At 73.8% G+C, this 15,315-nt stretch carries 11 protein-coding genes; 6 read left to right on the plus strand and 5 right to left on the minus strand.

Annotated elements, in window-relative coordinates; all coding sequences use genetic code 11:
• Positions 1 to 217: 217 nt before the first annotated feature.
• The 5 genes from J2Z33_RS14310 to ilvD form a co-directional block, all read right to left on the minus strand.
• Entirely contained in the window at positions 218 to 991 is a 774-nt protein-coding gene (locus J2Z33_RS14310; protein ID WP_209842246.1) for an L-iditol 2-dehydrogenase, read from the minus strand.
• Between the two features lie 95 nt (positions 992 to 1,086).
• On the minus strand, positions 1,087 to 1,305 hold the full coding sequence (locus J2Z33_RS14315; RefSeq protein ID WP_209842248.1) for a DUF1127 domain-containing protein: 219 nt from the start codon (positions 1,303 to 1,305) through the stop codon (positions 1,087 to 1,089).
• Between the two features lie 265 nt (positions 1,306 to 1,570).
• The gene (locus tag J2Z33_RS14320; protein ID WP_209842250.1) at positions 1,571 to 2,317 is read right to left on the minus strand and encodes an SDR family NAD(P)-dependent oxidoreductase; all 747 of its coding nucleotides are present in this window, start codon (positions 2,315 to 2,317) and stop codon (positions 1,571 to 1,573) included.
• Positions 2,318 to 2,366: 49 nt separating this feature from the next.
• Positions 2,367 to 3,665, minus strand: a complete 1,299-nt coding sequence (locus J2Z33_RS14325; RefSeq protein ID WP_209842252.1) for a DUF3422 family protein — start codon at positions 3,663 to 3,665, stop codon at positions 2,367 to 2,369.
• 206 nt (positions 3,666 to 3,871) lie between these two features.
• Positions 3,872 to 5,710, minus strand: coding sequence for a dihydroxy-acid dehydratase (gene ilvD, locus J2Z33_RS14330; protein WP_209842254.1), 1,839 nt, complete (start codon positions 5,708 to 5,710; stop codon positions 3,872 to 3,874).
• 127 nt (positions 5,711 to 5,837) lie between these two features.
• Here ilvD and J2Z33_RS14335 point away from each other — a divergent pair, with 127 nt between their 5' ends.
• The 6 genes from J2Z33_RS14335 to J2Z33_RS14360 all read left to right on the plus strand — a co-directional run bounded on the left by J2Z33_RS14335 (position 5,838) and on the right by J2Z33_RS14360 (position 15,309).
• Positions 5,838 to 6,986 (plus strand): zinc-dependent alcohol dehydrogenase, encoded by a 1,149-nt coding sequence (locus J2Z33_RS14335; RefSeq protein WP_209842256.1) that lies wholly within the window; start codon positions 5,838 to 5,840, stop codon positions 6,984 to 6,986.
• A gap of 11 nt (positions 6,987 to 6,997) precedes the next feature.
• On the plus strand, positions 6,998 to 7,522 hold the full coding sequence (locus J2Z33_RS14340) for a hypothetical protein (protein ID WP_209842258.1): 525 nt from the start codon (positions 6,998 to 7,000) through the stop codon (positions 7,520 to 7,522).
• 59 nt (positions 7,523 to 7,581) lie between these two features.
• Entirely contained in the window at positions 7,582 to 8,700 is a 1,119-nt protein-coding gene (locus J2Z33_RS14345) for a THUMP domain-containing class I SAM-dependent RNA methyltransferase (RefSeq protein ID WP_209842261.1), read from the plus strand.
• Positions 8,701 to 8,920: 220 nt separating this feature from the next.
• Entirely contained in the window at positions 8,921 to 10,606 is a 1,686-nt protein-coding gene (locus J2Z33_RS14350; RefSeq protein WP_209842262.1) for a putative bifunctional diguanylate cyclase/phosphodiesterase, read from the plus strand.
• Positions 10,603 to 11,043 carry a BLUF domain-containing protein gene (locus J2Z33_RS14355; RefSeq protein WP_209842264.1) on the plus strand — a complete coding sequence of 147 codons (441 nt, stop codon included), beginning with the start codon at positions 10,603 to 10,605 and terminating at the stop codon, positions 11,041 to 11,043. Before J2Z33_RS14350 ends, J2Z33_RS14355 begins: the two co-directional genes overlap by 4 nt.
• A gap of 339 nt (positions 11,044 to 11,382) precedes the next feature.
• Positions 11,383 to 15,309, plus strand: coding sequence for a PAS domain S-box protein (locus J2Z33_RS14360; protein WP_209842266.1), 3,927 nt, complete (start codon positions 11,383 to 11,385; stop codon positions 15,307 to 15,309).
• Positions 15,310 to 15,315: the final 6 nt, after the last annotated feature.

The raw sequence follows: 15,315 nt of genomic DNA on the forward strand, positions 1-15,315 counted from the left end.
CACCCCCACCGGGCGCTCGGATACAGATCACCCCGCGAGTTCATCGCGGATCAGACAACAACCTGATCCTGTCCGGTCATTCAGGGGCAACAACACCGAACGCCCGGACAGGCACGCGGGGCGTGCCTGTCCGTGAGGAAGGCCGCGAGCGCCTGCGAGCGGCAGGGCGCATAGGAAACGGGGGCAGCGCCCCCACCCGACGGCGGTCGCGAGAGCCTCAGCTCATCCAGTTGCCGCCATCGACGTTGAAGGTCTGGGCGACGATGTAGTCCGACTCGGGGGAGGCGAGCAGGACCGCCATGCCGGTCATGTCCTCGGGCACGCCCATCCGGCCCAGGGGGACCGCCGCGCCGACCTGGCGCTTCTTCTCGCCCGGGGCCAGCCCCTCGTGCCGGGCGAAGAGCGCGTCCACGTGGTCCCACATCTCGCTTTCCACCACGCCGGGGGCGATGGCGTTGACGTTGATGCGATGGCGGATGAGATCGAGCCCCGCCGACTGGGTCAGGCTGATGACGGCGGCCTTGGTGGCGCAGTAGACGGGGGACAGCGCCTCGCCCCGCCGGCCCGCCTGCGAGGCCATGTTGACGATCTTGCCGCCGCGCCCCTGCGCGATCATCGCGCGGGCGGCGGCCTGGAGGGTGAACAGCGTGCCGGCGACGTTGACCGCGAACAGGCGGTCGAAGCTGGCGCGCGTCATGGAGGGCACGGGGTCCATGTCGTAGACGCCCGCGTTGTTCACCAGGATGTCGATGCCGCCCGCCCGCTCGACCACCGTCGCCAGCGCGGCGTCGATGCTGTCCTGCCGCGTCACGTCGATGACGATGGGATAGGCAGCGGGGCCGATGCCCTCGGCGGTGGCGCGGCAGGCGTCGAGGCTCAGGTCGGCGACGGCGACCGTCGCGCCCTCGCGCGCGTAGGCCCGCGCGATGGCCGCCCCGATGCCGCGCGCCGCCCCCGTGACCAGGGCGGACCTGCCCTCCAGCCGTGCCATGCGTCCTGCCCCCCGAATGCGTTCGCGCCGGACAGGCCCCCGGGGGCCGGTCCGGCGCGACGATTGGAACGGCGCGGCAGGGCCGTCAAGCCGGTTCAGGCGCGGTAGGCGGACTCGGTCGCGATGTCGACGATCTGGCTGCGGTGGATGCCGAGGTCGGCGAGGTCGCGGTCGCTGAGCGACCCGAGCTCGTCCAGGGTCTGCCGGTAGAGGCGATACCGGGCGAGGCGCTGCGCCAGGGCGGCGCGAAGGCCGCCGAGGACCGGGCGGGCGGCATGATCGACGAAGCGGGCGTCTTGGGTGGTGGTGGCCATGGTGGGTCTCTCTCGGGCTGCGGCCCGCCGGGGCGGGCGATGTGGGGACGCGCGATGTTAGCGCTCTCGGGACCAGAGATAGACGTTCGCTGCACCTGCACAATGCACGGATGGGCAATGCTGCCATGCAGCGAGCTCATGCGCCCGTTCATGGATTCTTCATTATTTTGCCCAGATCGACGGCCCCGCCGCCCCGTCCGGGGCAGGGCGCCGCCGGCGTGGGCGGCCCGCCCGGACCTTGGGCGTCGGGCGGACGGATCGGGCCTCAGTAGGTCGCCCGGCCCCCCGACAGGTCGAAGACCGCGCCGGTGGTGAAGCTGTTCTCGGCGGTGCAGAGCCAGGTGACGAGGCTCGCGGCCTCCTCCAGCTCCAGGAAGCGGGCGCGGGGGATGCGGCTCAGCATGTAGTCGATGAACTGGGGCGTCAGGGTGTCGAGGATGCGGGTCTTGGCGGTGGCGGGGGTGACGCAGTTCACGGCGATGTCCTGGGCCGCGTGCTCCTTGCCGAGCGACTTCGTCAGGGCGATGACGCCGCCCTTGGAGGCCGAGTAGGCCCCGGCGCTGGGGTTGCCCTCCTTGCCGGCGATGGAGGCGATGGTGACGACGCGGCCGTAGCCCGTCTCGACCATCTGCGGCAGCACGGCGCGGCAGCAGTGGAAGGTGCCGGTGAGGTTCACGTCGAGGATGCGGTCCCATTCGGCGGGGTCGGTGTCCACCACCTTGGCGTTCGACCCGGCGATGCCCGCGCTGGTGACGAGGATGGCGATGGGGCCGAGGTCCGCGCGGGTGCGGGCGGCGGCGGCGATCACCCCCTCCCCGTCCGTCACGTCCAGCCCGTAGGCGCGGGCGGCGGGGCCGAGGTCGCGCGCCGCCCCCTGCGCCAGCACCTCGTCGCGGTCCCAGAGGGCGACGGTCGCGCCCGAGGCGACCATGCGCCGCGCCACCGCGAGGCCGATCCCCTGCGCGCCGCCGGTGACGACCGCGACGCGGCCCTGAAGGTCGTAGTGGTTCATCGCCGTCCCCCCTTGCGGGACAGGTGTAGGACGGAACGCCCCGAGGCTTCTAGTGGAGCGAGCGGCGGATGCGGCGCAGGCCCCACCAGACCGCCAGGATCACCACGGGGGCGACCAGCGCGGCGAGGAGCGGCTTGCCGATGGGCAGCGCGCCCTCCAGCGGCCCGAGCAGGTAGAGCGCGAGGCCCACGGCGTAGTAGCTGACGGCGACGACGCTCAGGCCCTCCACCGTATGCTGGAGCCGGAGCGCGAGGTCGGCGCGGCGGTCCATGCTTTCGAGGAGGCGCTGGTTCTGCGCCGACCGCTCCACGTCCACGCGGGTCCGCAGGAGGTTCCCGGCCCGCAGCGCGCGCGCGGACATGGAGCCGAGCCGCCGGTCGGTGCTGCCCGCCGTCCGCATGGCGGGGTCGAAGCGGCGCTGCATGAACTCCCCCAGCGTGGGCCGCCCGCCGAAGCGCAGCTCGCGCAGGGCGGCGACGCGCTGGAGCACGATGGTCTCGTAGGCGACGGTGGCGGAGAGGCGGTAGCCGGAGCGGGCGGAGAGGTGCTCCAGCTCCGCGGAGATGCCGAGGAGGTCGTGCAGCGTCTCGGCGTGGCGGGCCGCGTCCGAGGCCATGGATTCGATCAGCGCCGACAGGCGGCGGTCGAGGTCGGCCATGGCGGGGGCGAGGTCGCGGGCGGTCGCGAAGCCCAGCATCGCCATGGCGCGGTAGGTCTCGATCTCGCAGAGCTGCTGGACGACGCGGCCGGTGCGGCGGTCGCCCAGGCCCTCGCGGGCGAAGACGGCGAAGCGCATGTGCCCGGCGGCGTCGAGGCGGAAGTCGCCGGCGACCACCGCCTTGTCGTCGAGCACGCGGGACAGGGTCAGGCTCTCGGGGACGAACCACTCGGCGGCGCGGGCGACGATCGTCTCGTCGGCGGGCGCGGGCTCCACGCGGATCAGGGCGGAGGCGATGCGGGCGCCGGGCGCGGCGGCGAGCCAGTCGGCGGGGAACTTGCGCAGCAGGTCGGGGTGGAAGGCGGGGCCGGTCGCGCCCTCCTCCCAGAGGAGGTAGGTCACGAACTCGGTGTGGCTTTCCCACTTGAGCTCGCAGCGGCCCAGGCGGCCGGACCAGTGGGTGGCCCCCGGCGGCGGGTGCGCCGCGCCATGGCGGTCGAGAAGGTCGAGGAGATGCGCCCGCTCGGCCTCGCGGTCGCGGGCGGCGTCGTCGAGCGGCTTGAGCGCGAGGTGGATCGCGTCGCCGGGCGCGCGCAGCGAGGGGAAGGGCCGCGCGTGCAGCTCGTTGGCGAGGGGGACGCGCTGGGGATGGTCGGGCAGCGCGACGGCGACGGGCTGGGCGAAGGTCATGGGGCGGGGCCTTCAGCGGAGGCGAGGGGGCTGCTCGCCCCGCCAGCATAGCCGCGATCCCGCGCCGGCCGGAAGCCGGATCGCGCCGGCGCGGCCGGGACCTTGGTCGGACCCGGCGCCCTTCCCCCTGGACGTGCGCCGCCAGCGGCGGAGCCCGCGCGGAGGCCGTCACGGCATCGCGCCGCGCCTGGCCCCGCCGGAGGTCGTCAGGCCTCGGGCAGCTTCCGCACCGCGCCGGTCGCGGCGGAGGTGGCGAAGAGCGCATAGGCCTTGAGGGCCGTGCTGACCTTGCGGGCGCGGGGGGCAGCGGGTTTCCAGCCCTTCGCGTCCTGCTCGGCGCGGCGGCTCGCCAGCTCCGCCTCGGGGACGGCGAGGGTGATGCTGCGGGACGGAATGTCGATCTCCACCCGGTCGCCCTCGCGCACGAGGCCGATGGTGCCGCCCGAGGCCGCCTCGGGCGAGACGTGGCCGATGGACAGCCCCGAGGTGCCGCCCGAGAAGCGTCCATCGGTGATGAGGGCGCAGGATTTGCCCAGGCCCTTCGACTTCAGGTAGCTCGTGGGATACAGCATCTCCTGCATCCCCGGGCCGCCCTTGGGGCCTTCGTAGCGGATCACCAGCACGTCGCCGGCCTTGATGCGGTTGGACAGGATCGCCTCGACGGCGGCGTTCTGGGACTCGAAGACGCGGGCGGGGCCGGAGAAGACGAGGATCGACTCGTCCACCCCCGCCGTTTTCACGATGCAGCCCTCGGGCGCGAGGTTCCCCGCGAGGACCGCGAGGCCGCCGTCCTGGCTGAAGGCATGGGCGGCGTCGCGGATCGCCCCCGTCTCGCGGTCGAGGTCGAGCTCGGTCCAGCGGCGGTCCTGGCTGAAGGCGGTCTGCGTCGGCACGCCGCCGGGCGCGGCGCGGAAGAAGGTGCGGACCGAGTCCTGGTTGGTGCGGGAGATGTCCCACTGGTCGATCGCCGCGCCCAAGGTCCGCGCGTGGACCGTCGGCACCTCGCGGTGCAGGAGCCCCGCCGCGTCGAGCCGGCCGAGGATCGCCGGGATGCCGCCGGCGCGGTGCACGTCCTCCATGTGCACGTCGGCCTTGGCGGGCGCGACCTTGCAGAGGCAGGGGACGCGGCGGGACAGCCGGTCGATGTCCTCCATGCCGAAGTCCACGCCGCCCTCGTGCGCCGCCGCCAGGATGTGCAGCACGGTGTTCGTGGAACCGCCCATGGCGATGTCGAGCGCCATGGCGTTCTCGAACGCCTCCTTGGTCGCGATGGAGCGGGGCAGCACCGTCTCGTCGTCCTGCTCGTAATGGCGCCGCGCGAGGTCCACGACGAGGTGCCCCGCCTCCACGAACAGCCGCTTGCGGTCGGCGTGGGTGGCGAGCGTGGAGCCGTTCCCCGGCAGCGACAGGCCCAGCGCCTCGGTCAGGCAGTTCATCGAGTTCGCCGTGAACATCCCCGAGCACGACCCGCAGGTCGGGCAGGCCGCCTGCTCGATCTGCTTCACTTCTTCGTCCGTCACCGCGTCGTCGGCGGCGGCGACCATGGCGTCCACGAGGTCGAGCGCGACCTCCTTGCCCCGCAGGACGACCTTCCCGGCCTCCATCGGCCCGCCCGACACGAAGACGGCGGGGATGTTCAGGCGCATCGCCGCCATCAGCATCCCCGGCGTGATCTTGTCGCAGTTGGAGATGCACACCATCGCGTCGGCGCAATGGGCGTTCACCATGTATTCGACCGAATCCGCGATCAGCTCGCGCGAGGGGAGCGAGTAGAGCATCCCGTCGTGGCCCATGGCGATGCCGTCGTCCACGGCGATGGTGTTGAACTCCTTGGCGACGCCGCCCGCCGCCTCGATCTCGCGCGCGACCAGTTGCCCGAGGTCCTTGAGGTGGACGTGGCCGGGGACGAACTGCGTGAAGGAGTTGACGACGGCGATGATCGGCTTGCCGAAGTCCGAGTCCTTCATCCCCGTCGCGCGCCACAGGCCGCGCGCGCCCGCCATGTTGCGGCCGTGGGTGGTGGTGCGGGAACGGTAGGCGGGCATGGCGGGGCCTTTGGGCTTGCGTCAGGGGAATCGCCCTGTCCCTTGGACCGGGACGCGGGCGCATGCAAGGGCCGGAACCGGGACGGGCCGAGGCGGGTTGCACCCGGCCAACCGCCGGAGGAGCCCCATGCTTGCCGCCGACTACCGAGGCCCGCGCCGCATCCGGGCCGACCAGAAGCCCCCGCCCCGCATCTTGCACCCCCGCGACGCCATCGTGCGCGTCACGCGGTCCTGCATCTGCGGGTCGGACCTGCACCTCTACAACGGCCTCGTCCCCGACACCCGCGTCGGCATGACCTTCGGGCACGAGTTCACCGGCATCGTCGAGGAGGTCGGCCCCGCCGTCGAGAACCTGCGGCCCGGCGACCACGTGATCGTGCCCTTCAACATCGCCTGCGGGCAATGCCACTTCTGCAAGCAGGGCCTTTACGGCAACTGCCACGAATCCAACGCCCAAGCGACGGCGGTGGGCGGCATCTTCGGGTATTCCCACACGGCGGGCGGCTATGACGGCGGGCAGGCGCAATACGTCCGCGTGCCCTACGCCGACGTGGGGCCGACGCCGATCCCCGAGGGGATGGACGTGGAGGACGCCGTTCTCCTGACCGACGTGGTGCCCACCGGCTACCAGGCGGCCGAGATGGCGGGCATCCAGAAGGGCGACACCGTGGTCGTCTTCGGCGCCGGTCCCGTCGGCATCATGGCGGCGCGCTGCGCCTGGCTCTTTGGCGCGGGCCGGGTCATCGTCATCGACTGGGTGCACTACCGGCTGGAGTTCGCCCGCGACTACGCCCCCGCCGAGGTCCACGACTTCCGCGAGATCGACGACATGGCGGTGTTCATCAAGAAGCAGACGGACTCGCTCGGCGCGGACGTGTGCATCGACGCCGTGGGCGCGGACGCCTCGGGCAACATCCTCCACACCCTCTTCGGCAAGAAGATCCCGCTGGAGGCCGGGTCGGCCCTGCCGCTCCACTGGGCGATCAACTCGGTCAAGAAGGGCGGGATCGTGTCGGTCGTGGGGGTCTACGGCCCCACCGGCAACATGATCCCCATCGGCAACGTCGTGAACAAGGGCATCACGATCCGGGCCAACCAGGCGTCCGTGAAGCGGCTGCTGCCCCGGATGATCGAGCACGTGCAGGCCGGGCGGATCGACCCCAAGGCGCTCATCACCCACCGGGTGCCCCTGGAGGATATCTCGGACGCCTACCACCTGTTCTCGAACAAGCTCGACGGCTGCATCAAGCCGGTCCTGCTGCCCAACGGCTACTGAGGAGGACGGACATGACCTCGACGGCCCTTTCGACGCCCCGGAGGATCGACCCCGCCACGGTGAACGGCTGGGGCGTGGACGCCGATCCCCGCAACGATCCGACCTATCCGTTGCGCGAGCGCGACGGCGACTCCGGCCCCGCCAAGACCTGGGAGCGCCCGGTCCAGCAGCGCCCGGACGTGGAGGTGCTCATGTCCATCGAGCACAACCGCCTGCCGGCCGTCGTCGGCACCTCCACCCCGCCCAGCGGCCTGAGCGGCGCGATGCGGCGCGCGGCCTTCCGCTACAGCGAATCCGACTGGACGCACTGGCTGATCCTGCTCGGGGCCGACCGGGTGAACATGGTCGAGGGGGTGCTGTCGGACCTCGCGCAGGGGCGGGTGCCGAACATCCCGGCCGAGATGGGCGTCCGCGCGGCGTGGCGGCACGACCGGGCCGGGCTGGTGACGCGCACGGCGGCGGCCGTCGCGGTCGGGGCCGTGGCCTATGCGCTCCTGCGGCGGCGGCGCGACGACGACCGGCCCCGCCGCGCCTAGGCCGGCGCTTCGGGATTTAGCGGTCGCGGGCGGCGCGGGCTTGCGCTATCGGGCGGTCCATGCCCGATCACGCCCCCTTCGACATCTACCTCGTCGCCCCGCCGGGGCTGGAGCCCGCCCTCGCCGCCGAGGCGGCCGAGAAGGGCTTCGCCGATCCCGTCCCGTCCATGGGCGGCGTGACGCTGCGCGGCGGCTGGCCCGAGGTCTGGCGCGCGAACCTGGAGTTGCGCGGCGCGACGAAGGTGCTGGCACGGATCGGGTCCTTTCGCGCCCTGCACCTCGCCCAGCTCGACAAGCGCGCCCGCAAGTTCCCCTGGGGGGACATCCTGCGCCCCGACCAGCCGGTGAAGGTCGAGGCGACGTGCAAGGGCTCGCGCATCTACCACGCCGGCGCGGCGGCGCAGCGGATCGAGACGGCCCTGCGCGAGGAGCTGGGCGTGCCCATCGCGGACGACGCCGGGATCCGCCTCCTCGCGCGGATCGAGGACGACCTCTGCACCTTCAGCGTCGATGCCTCGGGCGAGCTTCTCCACAAGCGCGGCCACAAGGAGGCTGTGAACAAGGCCCCGATGCGCGAGACGCTGGCCGCGCTGGTCCTGCGCGAATGCGGCTACACGGGCGCGGAGCCGGTGCTCGACCCGATGTGCGGCTCGGGCACCTTCGTCATCGAGGCGGCCGAGATCGCCCTGGGCCTGCCGCCCGGCCGCTCGCGGTCCTTCGCCTTCGAGAGGCTGGCGACCTTCGACCCCGCCGCCTGGGACCGCCTGCGCCGGCCCCCCGCCCCGCGCCCCGTGCCCTTCCGCTTCCTGGGCTCCGACCGCGATTCGGGCGCGGTCGCCATGAGCCGCGCCAACGCCGGGCGCGCGGGCGTGGCCGGCGTGGCCGAGTTCCTCTGCCAGCCCATCTCGGACCTGCGACGGCCCGAGGGGCCGCCGGGCCTCGTGATCGTGAATCCGCCCTACGGGACGCGGATCGGCAACAAGAAGCCGCTCTTCGGCCTCTACGCGGCCTTGGGCGAGGTGCTGCGCGAGAGGTTCGCCGGCTGGCGCGTGGGCCTCGTGACGAGCGAGCCGTCGCTCGCCCGCGCCACGGGCCTGCCCTTCGCGCCGCTCGGCCCGGCGGTGGCGCATGGCGGGCTGTCGGTCCACCTCCACCGCACGCCCGGCCCGCTGCGCTAGGCCCGGCACGCGAGGCCCGGCACGCGAGGCCCGTTGCGCTGAACCCGCCGCGCCACGCCTGGCACCCTCAACCTGCCGCGCCAGACCCGCCGCGCCAGACCTGCCGCGCCAGACCCGCCGTGCGGGCCTCGCGCGAAATCCGTCGAAATCGACCGGCTGTTCATCATTTGTTTGCTTCTCTCTGGCAGACTGGCCCCGAGTCAGACAGGGAGGGTTCCGCGTGCTTCATTCCACGCCCCAGATGGCGACGCCTCCCGACCTCGCGGAGGTGCTCGACCACGTGTCCGGCGGCGTGATCGTCGTCGATGCGCGGGGCGAGGTCGCCCACGCCAACGCCGAGGCGCGGACCCTGCTCGCGCCCGGTCGGCCGGACGCCGCCGCCGTGCGGGATCTTCTCGCCCGGCTCGATGCGCGGGCGCGCCAGGGACGCGCCGCCTCCCAGTCCGACCCCCGATCCGGCCCCCAATTCGGCCCCCGATCCGGCCCCGATTCCCCCACCCTGGTCGAGCTGGCCTCGGGCCGCGTCGTGGGCGGCGCCTGGAAGGCCCGGGCCACGGGCGGCGGCGTCCTCACCCTGGTCGAGATGGGCGCGCACCTCCGCACGCTGGAGCTGGCGCACACAGACCCGCTCACCGGCCTGTCCAACCGGGCCGAGCTTCGCCGGCGGCTGGGGGACCTGCTGGCCCCCCCGCAGCCCCGGGCGCTGAGCGTGCTGTTCATCGACCTCGACCGCTTCAAGGCGGTGAACGACACGCTGGGCCACCCGATGGGCGACGCCCTGCTCGGCAAGGTGGCCGACCGCCTGCGGAGCGTGACGCGCCAGGACGACGTGGTGGCGCGCATGGGCGGCGACGAGTTCGCGATCATCCAGCCCGGCAGCTCCGGCCCCGAGGCGAGCGAGGCCCTGGCCCAGAGGCTCGTGGAGGTCGCGGGCCGCGCCTACGCCATCGAGGGGCACGTCCTCAACATCGGCGCCAGCATCGGCATCAGCATGGCCCCCGCCGACGGCACCGATCCCGACGACCTCCTCAAGAAGGCCGACCTCGCGCTCTACGGGGCCAAGGCGGCGGGGCGGAACACCTTCCGCTTCTTCGACGCCGGCATGGAGGCGCGGCTCCAGGCCCGCCGCGCGCTGGAGCTGGAGCTGCGGAAGGCCCTGGCGCTGCGGCAGTTCCGGCTGATGTACCAGCCGCAGGTGAACCTCGCGACCGGGCAGGTCAGCGGCTTCGAGGCGCTGCTGCGCTGGGTCCACCCCGAGCGCGGCGTGGTCCCGCCCGCCGACTTCGTGCCCTTGGCCGAGGAGCTGGGCGTCATCGTGCCCGTGGGTGAATGGGTCCTGCGCGAAGCCTGCCGCGAGGCCGCCTCCTGGCCCGAGGGGATCGGCGTCGCCGTCAACATCTCACCCGTGCAGTTCCGCAGCCCGCGCCTCTTCGACAGCGTGGCGGCCGCGCTCACCCAGTCGCGGATCGACCCCGCCCGGCTGGAGCTGGAGATCACCGAGGGCGCGCTCCTCCACGACACGGACGTGGTGCTCGAGGTGCTGAACCGCGTCCGCTCGCTGGGCGTGCGGGTGTCGATGGACGACTTCGGCACGGGTTATTCGTCCCTCAGCTATCTCCAGCGATTCCCCTTCGACAGGATCAAGATCGACCAGTCCTTCGTGCGCGGCCCCGGCGCGCTCGACGACAAGACGGCCATCGTCCGCGCCATCGCGTCGCTGGGCGCCAGCATGGGGATGCGGACCACCGCCGAGGGCGTCGAGACCGCCGAGCAGATGGAGCGGATGCGCGCCGAGGGCTGCACCGAGGTCCAGGGCTACCTGACGGGCCGTCCCCTCTCGCCCGAGGACGTGGCCCGGCGGCTGGCCCAGCCCCCCCTTCCCCCCGGCACCGGAACGATCCCATGAGCGACCCCCTCTCCCGCCTGGTCTATGTCAGCCGCAACCTGATGGGCGGCCCGCCGGAACGGACGCGGGACGGCCTCCGCGACATCCTGGAGGTCAGCCGCCGCAACAACGCCGCGCAGGGCGTGACCGGGGCGCTCCTGTTCAACCGGGGCTGCTTCGCGCAGGTGCTCGAAGGCCCCCGCGCCGCCGTGGAGCGCACCTTCGAGCGGATCCAGCGCGACCTCCGCCACGGCGACATGGCGCTCCTGAGCTTCGGCCCCGTCGCGGAGAGGGGGTTCCCGGCCTGGTCCATGGGCTTCGTCGGCACCGATGCCGGGGATCGCCGGCACTGGGACGGCCTGACGGCGGAAAGCGGCTTCGACCCGGCCCTGCTGCGGGCCGAGGAGATCTACGGCACGCTGCTCCGGGGGATGGTCGAGGACGAGGCGATCCCCTGATCGCCCCGCGCCCGCCGGACCAGGGGCCGCCGCGCCGCCCGGCCCCGGTCCGGGCAGGGCAACCCTGCCAGGCCCGGCTCCGCGCGCCGTCCCTTGAGGAGGCTTCGGGCCCCTGGTCCGCGTCGGGGCCGTCCGCCGCCCCCCTGGGCGACGCCCCCGCCCGCGGGCCCGGCCAGAACGGACGAGGCCGGGCGCGGTCCGCGCCGGCCGGGGGCTCGGAACGGTCGGGGGGTCGGAACGGTCGGGGGGTCGGGACGTTCGTCCTTTGCCCGTTCGGGCCGGCCGACGCCCTCGCCCCGGACCCCGACGACCCGGCCAGATGATCCGGAGAGCCGTCCGATGACCACCCGCGACGACGCCCCAGGCTGGCCTCCCGGCGAGGGCGAGATGGCCCGCCTCATCCGCGCGCGCGACTGGGCGGCGACGCCACTCGGGCCAGTCGAGGGCTGGCCGCGGAGCCTGCGGGCGACGGTGGACCTCCTGCTGCCCGCGGGCTTCCCCATGGCGGCGCTCTGGGGGCCCGACCTCGTGCAGGTCTACAACGACGGCTTCCGCCGGATCATGGGCCACGAGCACCCCGAGGGCCTGGGCCGGCCGGCGCGGGAGGGCTGGCCCATCGACGCCCCCCTCCAGGCGCGCGTCCGGGCCGGCGAGAGCGTCACCCTCGAGGAAGCGCGCCTCCCCCTCGACGGGTCCGACGAGGGGGAGGCGGCTTGGTTCACCCTGTCCTGCAGCCCGCTCCGGGACGAGGGCGGCGCGGTCGCGGGCGTGCTGGTGACGGCGATGGAGGTTTCCGGGCGCGTCCGGGCCGAGGAGGCGCTGCGCGCGGGCGAGGCACGCCACCGGGCCTTCGTGACGGCCTGCTCGGACGTGGCCTACCGCATGGGGCCGGACTGGGCGGAGATGCGCGAGCTCGACGGGCGGGGGCTCCTGGCCGACGCCCCCGAGCCCGATCCCGACTGGTTGGAGCGCCACGTCGCCCCCGAGGACCGGCCCCTGGTGCGGGCCGCCATCGCGGAGGCCATCGGCGCCCGGGCGCCCTTCGACCTCGAGCACCGGGTGCGGCGCGCGGACGGCCGCCTGGGCTGGGTCCATTCCCGCGCGGTGCCGGTGCCCGACGAACGGGGCGGGATCGCGGAATGGCTGGGCGCTGCCCGGGACGTCACCGCCCGACGCGAGGCGGAGGACCGGCTCCGCCGGAGCGAGGCGCGGCTCCGCGGCGTGCTGGACGGCATGGACGAGGCCTTCGGGCTCATGGACCAGGACTTCCGCATCCTGGCCCTCAACGACGCGGCGCTGCGCCTCGAACCGATGCCCCTGGAGGAGATCCTCGGGCGCAGCCATTGGGAGGTCCATCCCGGAAGCGAGGGGAGCGAGGTTGGCCGCCTCCTCCGGCGCGCCCAAGCCGAGCGGTCGCCGGTCTCGCTCGAGCACCCCTGCACCTCGCAGGACGGGTCGGCGCGCTGGCTGGAGATGCGGGCCTTCCCGATGCCCGAGGGGCTCGCGGTGTTCTGGCGCGACATCACCGGGCGCAAGGAGGCCGAGGCGCGGCTGCGCGAGAGCGAGGCGAGGTATCGCACGCTCTTCGAATCGATGGACGAGGGCTTCTACCTCGCCGAGGCGATCCTCGACGGAGAGGGCCGCTGCGTGGACCTCCTCTACCACGACGAGAATCCCGCCGCGGTGCGCATCACGGGGCGGTCGCGCAAGGGGCGCAGGCTCAGCGGGCTCGGGGCCCACGAGCCCCACTGGCTCGAGATCCTCGGGCGCACGGCCAGGACCGGGGAAGCCCAGCGGCTCGAAGGGTTCGCCGGGCCCGACGGCATCCTCTACGACCTGCACGTGTTCAGGCCCACGGACGCGAAGGGGACCGAGGTCGCGGTCGTGCTCCACGACGTGACGGCGCGGCGCCGGGCGGAGGAGGCGCTGCGCGGGAACGCGGCGCGGCAGGCCTTCCTGCTCCGGCTCGGCGACTCCCTGCGCGCCGAAACCGGCGTGGACCGGCTGATCGAGGTCGCGGCCCGCCTCCTGGGCGAGCACCTGGGCGCCTCGCGGGTCCTGTTCGCGGAACTCGACGAGGCCAGGGGTGTGGCCGACATCTTCAACGGCTGGTCCGCCGACGGCGTGGAGCCCTTTCCGACGGTGATGCGGCTGGAGGACTGCGAGGGACCCATCCTGGACGACCTCCGGGCCGGCCGGACCGTGCGGGTCGAGGACGCGCGCGATCCCGCGCCCGCGCGTCCCGACCTCGCCGCCATCGCGGCGGTGGGGGTGGCGGCGCTGCTGAGCGTGCCCCTCGTCGCCGGCGGCCGGCTGGTGGTGAACCTTTCCGTTCACCAGCACGCCCCGCGTCGCTGGACCGACGGGGAGGTCGAGCTGGCGCGGGAGGTGGCCGAACGGCTCTGGGCCGACCTCGTGCGCGCGCGGGCCGAGGCGGCGCTGCGGGAGATCGAGGCGCGGTTCCGGGTGCTCGTCTCGGCCATCGCCGACGTGTTCTACATCACCGACCTCGCGCGGGGGCGGCTCGACTACCTGAGCCCCTCCTACGAGACGGTCTGGGGCCGGCCGGCGGCCGAGCTCCTGGCGGATCTCGGGCGCTTCGACGACACGCTGCACCCCGACGACCGCGAGGCCTTCCGGGCGGGCCTGGCCCGGCAGGCGAGGGGCGAGCCCGTGACCATCGAATACCGCATCCGCCGCCCCGACGGGGAGGAGCGCTGGATCCTCGACCGCAGCTTCCCCGTGCCGGGCCACGGCACGACCCGCGCCGCCGGCATGGCCTCGGACATCACCGCGCGCAAGGCGGCCGAGGCGGCGCTCCGCGCGGGCGAGGAGCGCTTCCGCGCCATCGTGGAGACGGCCACCGACTACGCCATCCTCACCATCGACGCCGAGGGACGGATCGAGACCTGGTCGCCGGGCGCCCGGGCGGTGTTCGGCTGGACGGCCGAGGAGGTGGCGGGCCGGCCCGTGGACATCACCTTCACGCCCGAGGATCGGCTGAGGGGCGAGCCCGCGAAGGAGCGGCGGGTGGCCCGCGCCACGGGCGAGGCGCCCGACGTGCGCTGGCACCGGCGCCGCGACGGCACGCGGGTCTTCATCGAGGGCATGGTGAGGCCGCTGCTCGGCCCCGACGGCGCCGTCGCGGGCTTCCTCAAGGTCGGCCAGGACGTGACCGCGCGGCGGGCCACCGAGGCGGCGCTCCAGGAGAGCGAGGCGCGCTTCCGGCAGTTCGGCGACGCCTCGGCCGACGTGCTCTGGATCCGCGACGCCGGGACGCTCGCGTTCGAGTATGTCAGCCCCGCCTTCGAGGAGATCTACGGCGCCCGGATCGAGCACGTCCTGGGTGGCAACCACGTGCGCCGCTGGGCCGAGCTGATCCTGCCGGAGGACCGCGAGAGGGCGCTGGCCGCCATCCGGCGGGTGCGCGAGGGCGAGCACGTCCTGCACAGCTTCCGCATCCGCCGCGCCGACGGGCAGGTGCGCTGGATCCGCGACACCGACTTCCCCCTCCACGACGGATCCGGCCGCGTGCAGCGCATCGCCGGCATCGGGCACGACGCCACCGAGGAGGTGGAGCTCCAGGATCGCCTGCGCGTGCTGGTGGCCGAGCTCCAGCACCGCTCGCGCAACCTCGTCACCGTCGTGCGCGCCGTGACCGAGCGCACGCTGGCGACCTCCGCGACCCTGGACGAGTTCCGCACCCGCATCCGCGACCGCCTCGGGGCGCTCGGGCGGGTCAACTCGCTCCTGTCCCGCCTCGATGAGGGCGACCGCATCGCCTTCGACGAGCTCCTCGGGGCCGAGCTCACCGCGCATGGCGTCCTCGACGAGGCCGGGCACGGCCCGCAGGTCGCGCTGCGGGGGCCCAAGGGCATCCGGCTGCGTTCGGCCACCGTGCAGACCTTCGCGCTCGCCCTCCACGAGCTGACGACCAACGCCCTCAAGCACGGCGCCCTGTCGCGGCCCGAGGGCCACCTCGCGGTGACCTGGAACCTGCTCCCCGGCCACGGGGAGGACAGGCGGCTGCGGGTGGACTGGCGGGAGACGGGCGTCGCGGCCGGGCCGCGCGACGCCGCCCCGGGGGGCGGGCCCCCCGAACGCCGGGGCTACGGGCGCGAGCTGATCGAGAGGGCCCTGCCCTACCAGCTCAAGGCCGAGACGGACTACAGGATCACCCCGGAGGGCGTGCGCTGCACCATCGTCGTCCCCGTGTCCTCCACGCTCGACCTGGCCTTCTCCAGCCATGGCGGGGAGGAGGGCTGACCTCGC

It is taken from the genome of Rubellimicrobium aerolatum (genome assembly GCF_017872975.1).
GTDB lineage: Bacteria > Pseudomonadota > Alphaproteobacteria > Rhodobacterales > Rhodobacteraceae > Rubellimicrobium > Rubellimicrobium aerolatum.